This is a genomic window from Halomicronema sp. CCY15110 (assembly GCF_016888165.1).
Classification (GTDB): Bacteria; Cyanobacteriota; Cyanobacteriia; order Phormidesmidales; family Phormidesmidaceae; genus Halomicronema.
Window position 1 is genome coordinate 1 of the sequence record NZ_JACSWC010000260.1, and the last position, 18,604, is coordinate 18,604.

An 18,604-nucleotide genomic window follows, 5' to 3' on the forward strand; every position below is an offset into this window, starting at 1 on the left:
TGCCGATCGCGCTTTGCCGACGACTCATCCGCCTATGTAGTTGTCGCGACACGCCTATGTACTTGACATTTAATAGCTTCCATCCGGTCACTGACCGAATAGAACTCATCCCCTACGGCTCCCATCAGATTTTCATCCAGGTAGACATCCTTTTGCTTTTTGCCCGTCTGGAGCAAGTAGCCCTCCGCATTGGGGGCCGCTTTCAGGGTGATTTGCTCATCGCTGGTTTTGACGATGCCCTGCCGGTCACTCACCTCCATGAATTGCCGGACGTTGCGAGCCGAGGGGAGAGCGACTGGCGACTCGGATACTTGTTGTTGCAGGTCATAGCCACGCGGTAGCAACAGCATGGGCTCGACTCCTCCGGTAGACATGGTGGCATTCACCACGTTGCCCTCTTTGCCGTACTTTTCCGAGGCCCGCAGCAGGTTGCCCCGCAGCACCTGTCGCACCTCTCGTTCCCCGGTCTGACGCTCATCAAACTGGCCCATGACGTCTTTGCCCATCATGGTTTTCTGGACGGGGGTCATATCCACTGCGCCCATGCGATCCGCGTTGATTTTGGAGAGAGGCAGGGGAATCTCACGGCTGGAGTCCGCCAGCGACACATTCACCAGCCATTTCGAGGGCGCGACTGGATTGGAATCCCCCAGCCGATTTTGAGTCTCGGAGTCGCCCGCCGCCGCCAAAATCTTATCCAAGGAGGTGCCCCGTTTACTGACGCCGGAAATCGCGCCGTAGAAGATCCGGCCATTTTCAGTTGAGAGTCGCACCGTTTGCCCTGGCTGGAACCGTCGCAACTGCGTCAGCTGCGTTTGTTGTTTATCCAAACGACGCGAGGCCCGGTTGAGGGCCGTTTGCTGTTTCTCAGGATCGGCAATCCGCTGCTCAATTTTGGCGGTTTGTTGAGCCAGATAGCGTTCTGCGGCTTGACCCGCTTTCCCGAGCAGATCCTCGGTGTAGGCTTGAGCCGCCTGCTCCACGCCCGCCGCATCATTCTCCTCCGGGGACGCCACCGGATCAAGGTCGAGGCCGGTGCGAATCTCGTTGATGACTTCTAGCTGCGTCTTGGGTTTGCTCTGGGCCTTGGCATCAATCACCTCGGCCTGAACACCGGAGCCAAAGGCGCTCTGCACCCCTGGCATGGCGGGAATCACCTCGGCCTGTGCCAGGGGCCGTGCATCCAGGTCAATGGCTTCGGCTTCGAGAATGTTGTTGCCCAGTGCCTTCTGCTGTTTGACGAAGGAGGTGTATTCGTCTTCCAGGATGCTGTAAAAGGCTTCCTGCTCTTCCACACTCAGTAGAGGCAATCGGCCTGTGACCTTCGCGATCGCTCCTTCAGTGGCATCATCCAGGCTGGCAATGCCGTCCGGGTTGACCGTGATGGGATAGTCCAGCTTGGCGTTGATTTCGGGATACTCGCTCAAGACCTGCTCGACTACCGCATCGCCGTACTGGTTAAAGAAATCGGGGATCTGGGAGGTATCAAACCCGGCATTCTTATCGGCAGTAGTATTGGCATTCAGGCTCGACATTTTGCGCTCTAGCAGTGCTGCCGGACGTTTTTCATCGGGAGTATCGCCCATCAGCAGCGAAATCCGGGGTGGCACCACCTGCCCGGTACGGTGGGCGCGGCCTAGCGTTTGCATGAAGTCGTTCACATTCCGCTCCGCCTGACCCACAATCATGTGGCGGCGACGCTGGTCGGCAAACTTCTCGGAAGCATGGAGGGAGATGCCCGTGGCCCCCGAGCGGTTGAGGAGCATCACATCGGTTTTGCCGTCGTTGAAGCGATCAGTGGCCCGGACTTTTCCGGCTTTACTGGTTTCGCGGGAGCTGCGCCGCTGATAGGTGGCGTGGCCGTCGCTGTCATATTCCAGGCGGGCTTTGCGGCCTGTGATTTCACCAAAGCGGTAGCCTGCCTGCTCAATGCGCTGCTTAATGGTATCGATGGGAGAGACCGGAAAATCTAAATCGGTATGGGCAATCAGCTCCTTGGCCTCTTCGTACTGCTGGACGGCTTCAGGCCCTAGTTCTTCATCGCTTAGCCGCCTGCGGGTCTGGGTGCCGTCGTAGTCTTTCTCCAGCACGTCGCGGCTGCGCTCCAGGTAGCGCCGCATGATGTCGCCAAAGCTGGCATCGAAGTCATCACCGGGGGCAATGCCGTTCTCATCGCTGTAGTGCTCAATGAAGCTGCCCATCGTGTTGGAAACCGTCAGGATCGGCTTTTCACCTCGCTCTAGGCTGGCGATCGCTTCATCCGCCATTTGCCCTGCCTTGCGGGAGAGCAACGACTGATCCATCACGTTGTGCATAATGGCCGTGAAGTTGGTGGAGTCCGCTCCGGCTCTGCCGACTGACGTATCGGTGCCGACTTTCTTAGCGTCGGCCTTGAGCTGGGTATCCAGATTTTTGAGGGCATCCTGCTTGGTGCGGTCAAACTCTAGAATCTTGCCCATGATCTGGCTGAGGCCATCGGTAGACTCGCGATCCACAGGGACACTCTGGATGCCGAAATCCACCCCGTCGTAATTGCGTTCACGGCGGTTGTAAAAGCCATCCTGGGCCAGCATGTTGGTAGACACCTGTTGCAGGGGCGTTCCGCCGATTTCCAGGGCTGACTGCAGTTCTTGAATGGAACCGGCTGCCTGCCGCATCCCGGATCGCCGCCCATAGAGATCCATGACATCGGGGCGCTTAATCGCCGTGGCCGAACTGAAGGTAACGCCATCGGCTTTATCCACCAGTTGACGGGCAAAGTCAGCCCGATTGGGGGGACCGGCTTGTTTCCAGGAATTTTCGGGCTCCGGGGAGCCGCCCGCCTCGTGGGCCTCATCAAACAGGATGAGCGACTGGGGAGCCATCATGTCGAGGAACTGACGCCGAGGGGTCTCCTGGCCTTTGACGGTCTGCATCTGACTGTAGGTCGTGAAGACGCCATCGTAGTCATCGGTGGCCGTAAAGCCCCCCTGCTGAATCAGACGATCCAGCTCCGCCGCATGACTGCCCCGCTTGGTCTCCAGCGTCCGACCATCGGGCAGCGGTACCTTTTCTTGACTATTTGTGATGAAGGGCTTGAAGCCCTGGGTGCCAATATCATCCAGGTCACGCACCATGTCCGAGTAGAGTCCGGCGTCACGGGTAACAAAGATCGGCGTCCGGTCGGTTTCCTGGGCGTAGCGAATCATCGCCGCCATCTGGCGTCCTTTACCCACCCCGGTTTGATCCCCGATGAGCGACCCATCACCATGCTCAATATTGTCGATGGAGAGCGCGACCCCATCCACCTGCTCTGCCGCCAGCACCTCATGCATCGCCTCCACGGAAGGATAGTTCAGCTTTTGCGCCACAAACTCATCCACATCACCGACGCGCCCTTCTAGATCATCGAGAGCACTCTGCACGGCTGAGGCCATATTGCGCGGTGTGAGCGTATCCAACCGAGGCCCATTGCTTCTGGGGATGTACGGCACCTGGCTCGCGAGCTGCCTTTGCTCCCGTGCTGCCTTCGTCGCCATTTGATCCTCCCTCAACTGCTCCTCTACCCTTGCTTCCCGAAGAACAGCAGCCACTCTTCCAGCGTCTGTTCCTCCACCGTAGCGATCGCGTCCTGGCGGTTCTCGCCCTGCGCCATTGCCAGCGGATAATCCTCCGGCTCCGGGGCTACCTCCAGCGTCCAGATCGTTGACATCCAGGGACTCTGAGCGAGCGCTTGACCCCAGCTCTCGGGGGTCGCCTGGTGTGGTGGCGGCATCGCGAAATCGGGCACCTGATCCTTCGTTAGCTGATGGCGAATCATCGAATCGACCGCTGCCATTGGCACCTGCTGATCCGCGCTCCACTGCTGCATCATCCAGGCGATCCGCGCTGCCAGGAGGGCTTGATAGTCCCCGTAGCTCGCGATCGCGCTCTGGTTCTGCGGAGCCAACACCGCGAAAAAGCTGTCCATCCGGGTCAAGGTCATCCCGGCGACGACTTCCTGGTTTGGCATCCATGCCTGGGGATTCTCGAAATAGGGCATTGCTCAAGACCTCTTTGAGTTCGTCATAACTGCGATACATCGGCGGCACATCGGCAGCAGGCAAGCGACGTTGAGATTGCCCCCGCCCCCGAATGCGAATGACATCGATGGGAAAGCCTGCCCCCTGACGGCTGTACAGCCCGCCATCAATGGTGAAGTGTTGATCAACGGTGTAGTTCTCATAGAGATTTTTGAAAAACCCACGATTCTGCTGTTCGTTGTATTTGTCCGAGCGACTGGCCTGTGAACCCCGCTCACTGCCAATTAACAGCACTGCTGTGCCGTCGTCCTTCATGGCATCGAGCGATCGCCAAGCAATGACGTGATCCAATTGGGAAGTACGAATCGGGGTCTGCTGCGCCCCGATCGTGAACTGCTCGGCTCGACCGTCCTGCCGTCTGCGACCAAAGGGCGGATTGCTGATCACCACATCCTGGCTGCGGGAATCCGGGCTAAACTCCGTGGCATCGTTCTGGGTGACAGTAAATCCCTGTCGCCTCAAATCTTCGGCTCGCTGATCGTCTAGTTCATTCACCGTGGTCGTTTGCGGATTCGCCCCCATAAGCAGAGCTCCATGCCCAGCAGTCGGTTCATAGACAGTGGTGGTGGCATCAATTTCCGCTAATTGCGAGGCCAGGTAAGCGATAGGGACAGGGGTGCTGTACTGCTGACGCTGGATGGAGGTGGAAGAGCGGGTGCCCAGTCGCGGCTGACGCTGATAGAGATCAACAAGCTGCTCAAAGGTTTCCAGGGACGACTGGTCTGAACGAATCGTCTCCTTTGCCGCCCCAACAATGCCCTGTTCGATGGATTCCTCCAGTTCCTTCGCCTCCCGACTACCGCTGGCAAAGGAACGCCCCACCAACTGCTGAGCAAACTTACGGGCATCGGCGATCGACTGGAAGGCTTGACCCTCCAGGAAAGCCTGCTCGAATCCTTCACGAATAGTGGTGCGCTCTTCAGCGTTCAGCATCACGCTCCATCAATAACCTGGACATAGACGGGATAGGGATCATCATCAAAATGCAAAGTCAACAGCCCGAATCCTGGGCAAACCTGGGCTTCCCACACCACTTGCCCCTGCTCAATCCGCAGAATTGGCTGACCATTCCAATAGGCCGATACGGTATCCGGCTGCCGCTGCTGGGCTTTTTGCAGAAACGAATGCTGCACCATTAATCCATCTCCATCCCTGCTGACTGTTGCGGTTCAGCCGCCTGCTGGGGTTGAGCCGCCTGTAATTGCTCCGGTGACACTTGGGCCAGCGTTTGGAAGCGAGCCTGATCTTGTTCGGTCAGACCGTCTGCGGCCAGTACATCGCCATTGCGGGCAGCTAAGGAACCACCCGTTTCCTGGTTCTCGACCACCGTGACTCCCGCCGTCCGGCTCATGGTGTACTTATTGCCCTGGGCCACGGTGGTGCCGCCCACGTTAGTGGTGACTCCGGCCTCATTCGCAACGTTCATAAACTGCTCGGCATTGGCCGCGATGTCAGTTTCCATCGGCGAGGCCAATCCATCGGCACTGGCGTAGACGGCTTGCAAAAATTCAGCATCCTCCGGCGAGTCAGGATTGCCGCCCGTTTGAGCTTCAATCCGCGCCGCTTTTGCCGCCATGTCGGCATCCACCCCGGCATCTTCGAGCCCCTGGGAAATCCGGCCTTCTTGATAGGCCATACCCACCCGGTCTTCGAGATACCGTTGCGCTTGCGCTCGCTTTAACTGACCTTCCGGGCTGCTCAAGTAGCGGTCCGCCTGCTCTACCCGCTGCTCCTGCGCCTCGGACAAATCTTTCTCAAACACATAGTCTTGAGCCTTGATATCCCCTGCGGCCTTGGCCACTGGGGCGGGAGCCCCCGACGTTTCGTAGTCTTGCCGGAGCTGGCGCGAGACTCCTTGCTGGCGCTGAATGTCAGCAGCCTGCAACAACCGGGCTTGCTTGTCACTCGGCGTGTTCTCATAAACCCGCTCACTGGCGCGAATCTGAGCGGCGGCATCCGTCAGCTTCGGATCACCCAGCCCGCCCAGATCATCCCGGTACTGCTCCTTCAGATCATTAATGGTGCGACCGTATTCTTTTCGCTTAGCCTCCACCAGTCCTTCGGCGGCCTCAATGGCGTCGGCCTCTTCGGTGGAAACCGACTCCCCTAAGAACTGATGGCGCTGCCCCAGCGCCGCTGTCCCAGCCGCCTCGGGTTCAACGCCTGCGTTCTCATAGGCTGTTTGATAGCCCTGCTGCACCTCAGCCGCCGATTGACCGACCAGATCGGCATACCCCTCAGCCGGGTCTTCGCCAAAGACCTTATGCTAAGCTTGGCACTTAAAATCTTTTTGACTTTTACGATACCTAGGTTATCGCTGCTTGAACTTCATCTAACCAAGACGATAATTCATCTTGAAACGCTAAAACCCTTTCAAGTATGGCTGTCTGCAAAAGGGCATACGGCTCTACAGTTTTATGTTCCTCAGAAGCAATTTCCTTCAATAGTTGAATTTCTTCTTGTAAAGCAGGCATTGATAATGTCTGACGTCTAAAGCGTTTACGCAACTCACGCTGAAACCTTTGTTTTTGGGGTGTGCACTCTTTTGACCACAACGTAGATAAACCTAATAAGGTATCCAGATTTTGTGCTCGAACAGCATCCAAAGTGTCTATTGATTCGAGTCTAGCAGAGGACGCAACTACCAAGATTCGCACTTTCCCTACAGCTTGTCGCTCATAGGGATGAAACCAGTTTGTAAATGGCTCAGCAGAATTTATGTCGAGAGGCGGAGTGGTACTTTTCTCAAGTGCATTGCAATCATGGCAAGAAGGAATTAGATTCCGAGGATGACAAGAAAGAGCTGGATATTTAGCTTTTCCTAGCCAATGTTCGACCTCAGCTCTTTTCATTGGGCTATCGCAAAGAGGACACACACGAGGAAAATTAGCTTCACCGTGTATGCGAACATAGTCATCGCGATCAAACTCACTCCCGTAATTTCCATCTTGATCAACAGGCAAACTTATTTCCCGTAAAGCTTTTTCATAAAAAGCTTCTAACAAACCTAAAACTGAGGCTGAAGCGGGGAAATCATTGATTTGTCTGATTGTTGGATGATTTGCTCCGTCCAAAAAAGCCGTTGAGAAGTTGAGGGTCTCGTGAAAGTAAGTAAGGATAGTTTGTTTATCGCTAGCGGACAGACCAGCGATAACTTTCATATGGTTAATAATTTTGTAAGTACGATGTTTGAGATTAACAAATCTTTCAACCCAGTCGGCAACGTCAGGTCTGAGGCTCCGTGCCCAAGAAATTGTCACATCCGTCGAACTCATGGATGAGTCACACAGTCCTTCCAAGATATCTTTCTGTAACTCAACAGCCCATGAAAGAGCGCCTTCACAACTAGGTCGTACTGGATGCAGCATTCTCTAATCTCTTCAGAATCAAACGGAGTTCGGTACGGTAGAAACCTGGCCCAATATTGTTGATGAGGTCTTCTAACTCAGAACGTCGGTCTGGTGTCCAGTAGTCTTCCTGGATACGTTCCTCAAGATATTCCATCGCTCTTTGACCTACACCATCCGGAACACCAAACAGTCGAATCATCACCTCACTTGGATCTGAGCCAAAGGTATTAGTGTTGATGTCTACATATACAGATTGCCCATCTTGCTTGTCGAAGAGAATAATCTCATCGCTAAAAACGTCAGTTAGGGCAATGCTGGAATGGGTAGCGATCAGAACATCGTTAGCCTTCTCCTTGAGCACATCGTCTATGATGTCTACGATTTCGCGCTTCCATTTGTCGTTGAAGTGGACCTCTGGCTCATCGAGGATCAGGAGAGCATCGCTTTCACCTGCCAGCAAGTGGAATAAGGCCATGCGCCCTAAGTAGACTTGCTCACCATCGGATAGTTCGTCAAAAAGTAAGAGATCATCTATGTCGGCCTTGCGGACGGCAATTTGAATATCCGTCAAGAGTCCTTCCTGATGGAGGTTTACCAGGCGATTGAAGCCTTCAAAAGGAGATGTCTCGGCTCTACTGATGAACTCCTGAAGCGCATCGCCCACATAGTCGAACTCATCACCCCCAAAAAACTGGTCGATTATGTCGGCATAGTCAGCTTGCCTGGAGTATTCATCTAGTTGACAAGTAGACTTGAGGTCGAAGAATAACCGTCGTTGAGTGCTGGGTTCAGGTTCGCGAACCACTTCGTTAGCCAGAATGTAAAGCGCCTTTAGTATGCTTCCCTTTTGTTGGCGCGCACTTTCGCTCCATGCCTCTAAATTAAAATCAATATGGAAGACAACACTTACTGGCCACAACCAACCAACTTGTGAAAGCAAACGTCGTAATCCGGTTTGCTCAGTATCGGCAATATCCTGGATGTTTTGTTTGAAGGTTTCAACATCTTCATCAGTAGTATATTGCCGATACTCCTGCATAGCTTGCGGAAGAGACACCGCTAGCAAGGCAAATTTGAGAAGTGTTGGAGTCAGTAACAAACACACATTCTGATCATGCTCACTTACACTGGCTTCTTCAGCTAATTCTTGGAGGTTTTGTACTACCTTAAGACTTTCTTCTGTTCCTTGAGAGGCTTGATAGTCTAGCTCCTGCCGCAAGCTCCAACCAATAGGACGTTCAAGGCTCATGTCATAGTCTTCTAGCTGAGAATCAACATCAGCAGAAGGAGGTTCATCAAACAGACGCTGCCAAGATTCCAGATTGCCAGTAGTGTAGGTAAGTACGGTCATCGGTAGACCAGTACCCTTACCAGGCCAATTACCTTCGTCAATCAACGGTCGCCATGCTTCATTACCAGATCGTAGTTCGGTGATGAGTTCATCCCAGTCTTCTTCGTTTGATATGTCGTCAATTAACAGGTCGCTTTGCCACCATGCTGCTTCTTGACCTTGACCTGGACTGTCAAAGATTAGGGTACGGCGACGTTCACCTTCGCCAAGTTCCCAGGCTAATGTAACGGGGAAGTGAGGCCGTTGCTGACGAGCTAAAGCTAGAAAGGTCTCAGCTATAGCTTGGAGCAGATGGGTTTTACCGCTGCCATTTATACCAACGACAAAGCGAATGGAGCACTCTCTATCTTTGAGAACAGGGGCGCGAAAGCAAAGGGCGATGTCTTCTATGGGGGAGTAGTTACGCAGGTGTAGGTAGCGCAGCCTCATATTAAGCGTTTGCCCCCAACCTTTTGAGGTCGTCGGCTTTGGTTAGTTCACCTTGCCGAATAGTGCGGTAACCAGCAACATATTCACCATTTTGATTAGGAAGGCTGACTTGTTTGATTAGTCCTAACCCTGCTAGTTGGTTAAGCGCCCGCCGTACTTGTTCCTGTGCATCTTCTACTTGATCATCAACCATCCATTCTTCTACAAAGCGATCTAGGTTTTCAGAGGCAATCAAAACTCCTTCCCAATTATCTAATGCACGGTATACCGCAGCTTGTGATTTGCTGAGTTGAGCAATTATCCAAGACCGACTTGAGTGGCCAAGTTTAGTTTCCTTCATCCGCTCAGTTTTCTTGGATAAAATCCGTGTTGACTTCTTAGGAAGATATCCACCGTTTTCTTTAAGCCATGCCTCTATTTCCTCTTGATGCTCCTCTCGCCAACCTTGAGTCAATTGACCAGTAAAAGCCGATGCTGTTAAAACATTGATTAGATCTTCAAGTTTTTGACTTTCTTGTTCTTGAAATACAGTAAGTTTTTTAATTTCATCAACAATTCCTGCAAACTTATCCTGCAACTCGCATGGTGGCGTAGGAACTGGTATTTTCTTAATAGTTGGTGCATTTAAATTGGCTTGCGTCATGCTTTGACTACCACCAGTCAACAGAGCTTGTCCATAAGCCGATAAAAGAAAGCTTGTGAGAAATTGATGATTTATGGCCTCAGACAAACCAAATTCAATTAAATAGGCTCCAGCTACACAGGGTTCCTCTGAGCCAGAGAAAAGTGCAACTGGTCCAATTGTCCCGCTGCGACTTATCAATAAAGTACCTGGTTGTAAGCAATGCTGTTCTAATTCATCTATACTCAACTCCATGGAAGGCGACTCCCACCAACGTAGTGAGCCATCTCCTTCCATATCCGTTGTCCTTAAGATTCTAGCCCCAATCTCTGAATATTCTCTGTCAGGAAACCGTGGTCCATACTTACTATAAGAAACGAAATCACCAAACTTCTTAGTCCCCCATCTTTCTGCATAATCTCGGGGATTACCAAACATCTCCCAAAATAATAAAGAGGGAATTTCTTTAAGTTCTTCAATTATTTTCAATCTTTGCAGACGCAAATCATGAGCTTTCTCAAGTATTTCAACTATATATCTTTGCTCGGGAATTGTAGGCAAGGGAAAAGGTGATCGAGCCAAGAAATCTGCTGGCACTCGCTGTTGTCCCGCTGACCCTACAAAAGATGATTTTGCTCGTGCTCTAAAAGATGCTTGACGAATAAAATAAAAAACGAACTCGGGAATCACTTGATCTGAACAACGGATCACATGAAATTCAGTTGAACCAAATCCGACTCCATCCGCTAAATCTCGTGCTATTGCGGCCTTTCCATTTTCCATAGATGGTGTTATTTTGGCAAATAGAACATCATTTACTTGGAAAGGAGTAAATCCTTTTTTGATTTCGCCATAAGCTCTTTCTTGTTTCTCTAAAATCTCTCCATGAATTTCATCAACAGAAGACATCGGAACAAATGAAACACGAGTTTCGTCTTCGAGAATTGTGGAGCTTGGTAGTCGTGGATTAATGTCACATACTTCGCCAAGACGAACATACTGATAATTAGAAAAAAAAGCCATGTAACTCAATCCACCATTCCCAAGAGGCGATCCAATCCTTCCATTAATTGGGCTTCTCGACTTTTAAGATTACGAAGTATTTCAGACACACTTTTGTCACTAATAATAGACTCAAAATTGAAAGGCTTATATTGACCTGAAGAAAGATTCCATGCACGAGATTCGATACAATCAGGGTCTAGTAAATCATCGTTAAGGTTTCCTTTCTTATCATAAAGATTGATATCGGCAAGATATTCAAGGCGAGGACTTCCTTGATCGTCGTGACTTCCCTTGATCTTGCCATCTTCACTTTCCCAATCTGGATCTTCAGCATATACTCGTACCAGAGCAACCCAATGCTTTGCTTCTTTTAACTTTGCCTGGTACTTAATGTATTGCAGACTTTGCAACATCGCGTCATAGCCATCCAACCGCGCATATTGCCGTGCAATCTCACCGATTTCTTCTACAACTTTAGTTTCATCAAAATCCTCAGCCTCAACCGATTCATTGGAGAGAAGCTGTTCCTTTAGGATCCTGGTAATGCTATCAGAAGCATTTCTATAAGCTTTTTGAAAGAGTTGATAGGCAACTTTCTCTTCCGTATCAAAAAGCTCCTTATGACTTTCACACATCCGGCGAAAACTAGCGGCAGCTTTCTTTAGAGCTTTATCAATAACAGTCTCAAAGTTAGACGATTTAGAAGACTTACTCTTATTAAGTTCTTCACTAACAACTTTACTGACTATAGCCTGGGCAAAAGCCTCAAGCTTCGGCTGCTGTTCATCGTGAATTTGCTCGTATGCCTCTTCAGGATCACGCGGCAATTCAGCAAATAGCTCATGAATAGCCGCCACTCGATCTTTCCAGTTCACTACCTCCTGATTATCTGAAAAGATCTTTAAGGTTTCGTCATCTACCATGCGCCAGCGCTCGGTCCAGTAATCAGGTTGAAAATAATCTAGTTCTTCGTATTCCGGATTATGCCGCTGCTGATATTTCTCAAGCATGTCCCATAGATCATTATCCTGACCCCTTCGTTCATTTCGCTTAGCATCTAGCGAATAAGCCTCCTCCTCTACTTCATAGAACCAAACCTTATCGGTGCGGGGCTGATCTAGAGGTTTCCATTGACGGCGCTCATCCTTTGGCGTCTCCTTTTGGAATACCAGAATAGAGGTTTTAACTCCTGTGTAGGGCTGGAAGACACCTGCCGGTAGAGAGATTACTGCTTCGACCCGATGTTCAGTTAACAACTCCCGACGCAGCCGTACATGTGCATCAGTATTACCAAATAGTACTCCTTCGGGAACAATGACTGCACAGCGGCCACCAACAGTTAATAAGTCCAACATCCGCCAGACAAACAAGAGTTCACTTTTATTCGTAATCGCTTGTTTAGCTTTTATCCCCTTATTCCCAGCTCTTGGAAAAAGGGTGATATCCAGGCTATTAGTATCAACTCTGCCAGTAAAAGGTGGATTGGCTAGGACCACATTATAACTTTCAGATTTCAAGAGTTTTTTGAGTGGATCTTGCTTCTGTTTTGCATTCTTTTCACCAGCATTCTCATTTTGATTGGTTCTTTCATTTTGATTGGTTCTTTCATTTTGAAGCTCATAAGTATCATTGTGAGCTTCACTATCATTGCTGTTTAAAGGTTTTCCCAGGCTATCTCGCTGGTAAATATAAGGACTTTCGACGCCATGTAGAATCATATTCATCCAGCCGATTCGCACCATAGTGCGATCATTATCAAGACCGACGTAGTACTGGCCATCAAAAACCGCTTCATAAGTTTCAGGTGTAGCAACCAACTGATCACCATCGGCTCGGTGAACGGTACCATCCCACTCAACCCTTAGCAACTCCGAGGTTGTGTGTCTGGCAAGAATATGAGTCAGACTAGAAAATAGAAAACCTGCTGTCCCTGCTGCCGGGTCAATAATACGCTCGCCCGGTTCTGGATCAAGCATTTGCACCATGCAGCGGATAATATGACGAGGAGTGCGAAACTGACCGTTTTTGCCTGCTGTAGCAATCTCCGATAGCAAGTACTCAAAGGTATCGCCCATAACATCGGTAGATGAACTCTGGTCATCCACATGGGCAAACAACTGGTTGATCAGGTCAATTGCCTGCTGGAGAATTGCTCCCTTATTAGGATCAAGCTGAAAGTAGGCGTCGCTCATGCGGTTGCCGATTACATTTATCCCGTCCTCAGGCGCTTCGCCAACATCCTGGGATAACTCAGCTTCTTTCTCAGAGGTTTGCCCAGCAGCCAGATGCTTCTCCAGATTCCGCAACCACGGAAACACCACATCAATAAGATGCTGGGGCGTCTTGTCTTGCTCAATGTAGCTCCAGCGACACTGGCTGTAGTCAACCTCGACTTCCTTCCCATCCTGTACCTCCGTACCTTTGTAGATGGAAGGACTACCCTTGCTGACCCGTTCATGATCAATGGCTTCTAGCCGTTTCAGAAACAGCAAGTAGGTGATCTGCTCGACAGCCACTAGAGGGTTGGTAATACCAGCGCTCCAGAACAGATTCCAAAGCTTGTCAACATTTCTCTTGATGTGCGGTGCGAGCATAGGTCACTTCTAAACGGTTAAGCAGCTTCATCCACTAAGCCATTGGCAAAGTTGATGATCTCATCAATGTCTTCAGAGGTAAATAGGTTTTCGACCTTACCCAGCCTCGAAAGCGGGGGACGGGTAAGCTGATTGCGGGTGAGCTTATGACGTTGGAGCACGGCAGTACGAATTGCTCGGAGGAAGTTAATTTGACTAGCGCTCATATAACCATGTTCAGCCACAAATCGATCAAACGCTTCTTGAATCTTTTCCTCTGGGCTCGGCAACTTGACGATATCTAGAATGTGCTGCAGGAAGTCCGGCAAAGTCGCGGAGGGCTGCCGATACAGGTTGCGTAAAATGTCTTCGGTAACAAATAGATCGGCCTGGTTAAGGGCTTTGGCGATTTCCTCACTATCTCTATCGTCTAAGGGCTCACCCCGCTTTAGCTTAATCAAAGCCGGGAGGTTGCCTGCTAGACCGCGTACCCAGGTTTCTACCTGTTCTCGGTAACTGTCAGCAAAAGCCCCTTCCCCTTTGGGGCCGTAGATGATCCAGCGACGGCTAGCAATTTGGTCTGGCAAGTTTATTTCAATAACCTGGCTACGTTCTCGCTGGCGGAAGCGCATCAGCGGAGCAAAGGTTTCTTGCAGCATATCGAGACGGTCGAGGTCGAGGTGCGTCCAAAATCCATCGCTAAGAACCCAGGCCCGTTGCGCAGCGACAGCTTTGACCTCTTCAATGTTGTTGGCCAAGCTGGCAACGGCTTCACATGCCTTTTCAGCTAGATCGTCAATTTCTGAATCATTACCCGCTAACCAGGCGACAGCGATACGCTCTACGGCAACGCGGAACTGAAGTTCAGAGAGTGATGCCGTCCAGGCGTAGCGCATCAGTGGGGCAATGGTTTGGTGTAACCCCTGTTCCACCTCAGGAGCCGGTTCCGGCCACTCTTGAACCAGATGGCTGATCTCTTCTCGATGGGGACGAACGTTGACATTGTCTAAAGGCAATTGGCTTAACATGCCCTGCAAGTGCCGAGTGACCCGTTTATCCTTGGGATCTCTAGCCCGCAATAAAGCCTGCTTCTCTAGCCGTAAGCGAAACAACCGCACAGGTAAAGGCTCAGTAGCGTGAACAGTTTCCCCTTCTGGGTTGAGCTGGAAATACTCAAAGTTGTTCCAACAGTCGATGATCAGAAAGTTTCTCTTCGGTTCATCAGTTTTAGGATCAGTGTAGAGACGAGTTCCCCGACCAATCATTTGCCAGAACTTCACCCGGCTGTAGACAGGCTTAGCAAACATCAAATTTTGAATTGCAGGGACATCAATACCGGTGTCCAACATATCTACAGAAATCGCGATGCGGGGCATATCCTTAAACTTGAAGTCTTCTAGGGTTTCTTCCGCCCGCTCCATGTGGCTATCGATAATTTCAGCTAATCCCCGGCGTTGATAATTAGGAAACAGCTTGTTAAAGCTCTGATAGAGACGCTTAGCGTGGTCATGGCTGATGGCGAAGATAATGCTTTTGACCGGTAGGCCCAACACATCTTTGCGGCACTTATCCATAAACTCGCGGACCAAGGCATCGGTTGTACCGACGTTCGTGACCTTCTTCTCAATATCTGTTCCTTCAAAATCAAGCTCTTCCAGGTCGATACCCTGCTCAACTAGCTTCTGCTGAAGCGCAGGAGGCAGTTGTTCACCATGAATACCACCAACTTGAAAGCTGGTTTGGGAATGAAGCACTCGATAGGGTACTAGATGCCTTTCTTCAACAGCTTGCTCGTAGGAGTAATAGAAGGTTGGAATACCATCCTCACAACCAAACAGCTCAAAAGTGTTGTGGTCAATAAAATCGGTTGGTGTTGCTGTCAACCCTAGATGCAGTGCATCGAAGTACTCAAAAATTTCCTTGTACCGGTTATAAATAGACCGGTGACTCTCATCGGCAATGATCAGGTCGTAGAACCCTGGAGACAAGGCGCGATAACTCCGAACCATGCTGGGGTAGGTCGCGACATGAATACGGGTGCCGATGGGTATCTCTCCCCCCTCGATTCGAGCTTGACTTTCATGGGGTAAGTGTTCCTTAATGGCACTCATTGCCTGGCGAACCAGTTCCCGACGGTCAGCCAAAAACAGAATGCGCTGCGCCCGCTTAGCACGTAGCAAGATATCCATAACCGAAATTACGGTACGAGTCTTACCCGTACCCGTCGCCATGACTAAAAGGAACTTACGGCGTGCATCCTCTATAGCCTCTGTAACTCGCCGGATGCCTTCAGTTTGGTAAAGGCGACCTCCACCTCCTGCAATTTCAGGATTTAGCTTTACTTGGGCAAGAGGGATGCCGTAGCGTTTTTGATGTAGAAGACGCTCTAAGTCCTCACGGGTAAAGAATCCGCTGATGGTACGCAAAGGGTAGCGGTCTCGGTCCCAAAATAGAATCTCTTGCCCATTCGTCAGGAAAATGAAGGGGGGATCAATATTTAAGTCCTGCTTAATTTGGTTAGCGTAGTCCTCTGCCTGTCGCTTCCCTACCAGGGGGTCTCGGTCAACCCGCTTGGCTTCTACAACGGCTATAGGGTTTCCGTCTTTGCCCAGTAAAACGTAGTCGGCAAAACCTATCTGGTTGGCGTAATCTGCCGGTTTTTCCTTGGTACTGCCTGATACTCCAACTCGAAACTCTGAAAGAGCTTTGCGATCATTGTTTCCCCAACCAGCGGCTGCAAGCTGGCTGTCAATATATTGCTTACGGGTTTGTGCTTCAGATAGCGCCATAGCTGGATATTTTCTTGCTCGCAATTGTAATCAATATGGAGCTGAGGTACTGCCTTTGACCCTATACAGGTCGCTATATCCAGGATGCCCTGAATGATGAAAATGAGAGGCAATCTCCAACTACGGTTTATCTAGCCTTTTCAAGCCAGCATTTTTGGAGAAACCGGATTCCTGGAGTGCTACCTTTCCAGGAATCTGGTTTCATTTTCTTAACCCAACTGCCGATCGCGCCTCAACAAGCTAAACACCTCACCCTGCTCTGGCGTAATCAAAATCCCCGACTCCGGAACCGTAATCATCTGGCTCCACGTCGCCTGCTCCGCATACTGGAGCTTGTGCAACGTATGGATGACAGACCGCACCCCCTCCGGTGAACCAATCACCAGATGCAACAACCGCTCCCGCTCCGGCTGAGACTGCGTATTCGCAAGCAACAGCGGACTCGCCGCCGCCCGTTGACGGGCCGACGACGCCAAAAATGGCAAACACAACATAATCGGGTTTCCTCCGAAGAAACGAATGGGCAAGGAAACCCAAAAATCTGGCCGCCCCAGACGTATCGCAGTTCGGGACGGCCTAGAATACCTCTAGCCTCCGAGACAGCTTATCCCTGTCTTAGGGGTTAGCCGCTGGTTGGAGGGCCTAATCTCCTTCCAGTGGCGCATGACCAAATTTTTGGGAAATCAAGCTGCCCGCAGACAGCTCTAAGTTTGAAATCTAACCCATCCTGATCGCTCAAGCAAGTCAAAATCGCTACAGAGTTGATCGCCGTCGTGAACCTTAACACTGCCAGCCAGTCAGCAAAGCAAACAGCCCTCACTCCTGAGTTGTCACCCGGCACAAGGCTGCATTCAACCACCACACCTTTGCTGTGTCGCCGCCCACCCTTCCTGTCAGTCGCCACACCTTTCGTGTCAGCCCGTGGTCCTTTGCTGCGATCGCACAACCCTTTGCGGTCATGGCTCAATGCTTGAGTGCGATCACGCCATCCTTTCCTGCAACTGCTCAACCCAAGCGATCGCGACGTTACACCTTTGCTGCAACTGCTCAATTGCTTCCTGCATCTATGCAACCCTTTCCTGCCATAGAGCAATCTCGACTCTACACCCGCCACACTTTGATCCGCTCAATACACACCGTTACTACCATTGCCATCACTTAATGATGTAACCCTGGCTTCAAACCTGCGAGTCCACCCTCACAGCCAACCCACCTAACATTCATCTCAACTTCATTCAAACCGTGGGTTTCTGGTCACACTCTTTGCAATTAAAGCAGCGATCGCCCTGCAACCCTGGGCAATCTGGCAATAGCCGAGACAAACAGACGCTTCACCCCTAATCGTCGTCTCATCCAGCCTGATCTGAATCCTTTCGTCACTCCCCCAAACTTTGCTATCGCTCCTGAACTTCATTCAGGCAGGCTTTTCGATCCTGTTCATTTATTCAATTACTCGCAGAGGTGTATCACCATGCCTGTTGTCAATATCACGCGCCGTTTGCCCGTTAAAACCATCAGTGCCGACATCGATTCCCTGAACGGCCTCGGCACCGTCAACAATTATCTCCCCGTCCGCAGCGATGCCGCTCCCGAAGCGCTCAGAACTAGCTTTACTACCATGCAAGCCATGCAGCAAAAAGAAACTGAACTACAAGCAATGCTAAAAGCCGCTGCCGATGCCGCCCGTCAAGCCGAATGGGACTTCCATAATGGCGTGTTGGGCATGAAAGAAGCCGTTCGCGCCCAGTTTGGCCCCGATAGCAACGAAGCCCAAGCGATCGGCTACAAGAAAAAGTCCGAATATAGGCGTCCTCGTCGGATGCCCAAAACAGCAGAAGCCATGTAAACCGTTTGGACAATTGAATTCTCAAGGCTCGTGAGCATCGCTGACGGGCCTTTTTTAATGGACACTTGCCCAGGCTCAAGGGTCAGCCCAGCAGTCCTGATGACCGCCACCGTCATGGGCTTGATCGCGATCGCCTTTGGCCTGCTCAACCGCAGTGCTCAATCCGTTGCCGGATTTGGGTTGCCCATCCAGGGCTGGCACCTGGCCAGTGTGGTGATTGCCGTTTCAGCAGTGGCGGGGATGGGAGCCATTGATCCGGTTTCTGCCCAGATGTTTAACAACCTGGAAACCGCCGTGAATGATGCCATCAACAACACGGGCGGCACCACGATCGCGCCGGAGACCATCACCACGATTTTCAATATCTTCCGCATCCTGATCGTCCTGGCCTTCCTGATTGGGGTAGTGATTGTCTTCACCCAGGCGACGCGGGGCGGCGACTGGCAGCCGATTGCCAACCTGCTCGCCATTGGCGTAGCTTTCGTCATCGGCGTTGAGGTGATCTCCACGCTGATTATTGGCGGCGGTGGTGGAGCCGGTGCCGGTGGTTAATGACGCCCTGTTGATTTGCAGTTGAA

11 protein-coding genes are annotated in these 18,604 nt (G+C 51.1%); 2 read left to right on the top strand and 9 right to left on the bottom strand.

From position 1 onward, the window contains the following. Positions 1-32: 32 nt before the first annotated feature. From JUK32_RS10305 to JUK32_RS10345, 9 genes are all read right to left on the bottom strand, one after another. Positions 33-4,994 carry a strawberry notch C-terminal domain-containing protein gene (locus JUK32_RS10305; protein ID WP_204138767.1) on the bottom strand — a complete coding sequence of 1,654 codons (4,962 nt, stop codon included), beginning with the start codon at positions 4,992-4,994 and terminating at the stop codon, positions 33-35. Continuing rightward, entirely contained in the window at positions 4,994-5,197 is a 204-nt protein-coding gene (locus JUK32_RS10310) for a hypothetical protein (protein ID WP_204138768.1), read from the bottom strand. Before JUK32_RS10310 ends, JUK32_RS10305 begins: the two co-directional genes overlap by 1 nt. After that, entirely contained in the window at positions 5,197-6,261 is a 1,065-nt protein-coding gene (locus JUK32_RS10315) for a hypothetical protein (RefSeq protein WP_204138769.1), read from the bottom strand. Before JUK32_RS10315 ends, JUK32_RS10310 begins: the two co-directional genes overlap by 1 nt. Positions 6,262-6,367: 106 nt before the next feature. Continuing rightward, positions 6,368-7,429, bottom strand: coding sequence for a hypothetical protein (locus JUK32_RS10320; RefSeq protein ID WP_204138809.1), 1,062 nt, complete (start codon positions 7,427-7,429; stop codon positions 6,368-6,370). Next, a complete protein-coding gene (locus JUK32_RS10325; RefSeq protein ID WP_204138770.1) occupies positions 7,407-9,191 on the bottom strand; it encodes an AAA family ATPase in 1,785 nt (594 codons plus the stop codon). Before JUK32_RS10325 ends, JUK32_RS10320 begins: the two co-directional genes overlap by 23 nt. A gap of 1 nt (position 9,192) precedes the next feature. After that, positions 9,193-10,836 (bottom strand): restriction endonuclease subunit S, encoded by a 1,644-nt coding sequence (locus JUK32_RS10330; protein ID WP_204138771.1) that lies wholly within the window; start codon positions 10,834-10,836, stop codon positions 9,193-9,195. Between the two features lie 5 nt (positions 10,837-10,841). Continuing rightward, positions 10,842-13,412 carry a type I restriction-modification system subunit M gene (locus JUK32_RS10335; protein WP_204138772.1) on the bottom strand — a complete coding sequence of 857 codons (2,571 nt, stop codon included), beginning with the start codon at positions 13,410-13,412 and terminating at the stop codon, positions 10,842-10,844. 17 nt (positions 13,413-13,429) lie between these two features. Beyond that, positions 13,430-16,180, bottom strand: a complete 2,751-nt coding sequence (locus tag JUK32_RS10340; RefSeq protein WP_204138773.1) for a DEAD/DEAH box helicase family protein — start codon at positions 16,178-16,180, stop codon at positions 13,430-13,432. Positions 16,181-16,389: 209 nt separating this feature from the next. Then, complete coding sequence (locus tag JUK32_RS10345; protein WP_204138774.1) at positions 16,390-16,674, bottom strand: hypothetical protein; 285 nt, start codon at positions 16,672-16,674, stop codon at positions 16,390-16,392. Between the two features lie 977 nt (positions 16,675-17,651). Here JUK32_RS10345 and JUK32_RS10350 point away from each other — a divergent pair. After that, positions 17,652-18,026, top strand: coding sequence for a hypothetical protein (locus tag JUK32_RS10350; protein WP_204138775.1), 375 nt, complete (start codon positions 17,652-17,654; stop codon positions 18,024-18,026). A gap of 99 nt (positions 18,027-18,125) precedes the next feature. Continuing rightward, positions 18,126-18,578, top strand: coding sequence for a hypothetical protein (locus tag JUK32_RS10355; protein ID WP_204138776.1), 453 nt, complete (start codon positions 18,126-18,128; stop codon positions 18,576-18,578). Positions 18,579-18,604 lie beyond the last annotated feature (26 nt).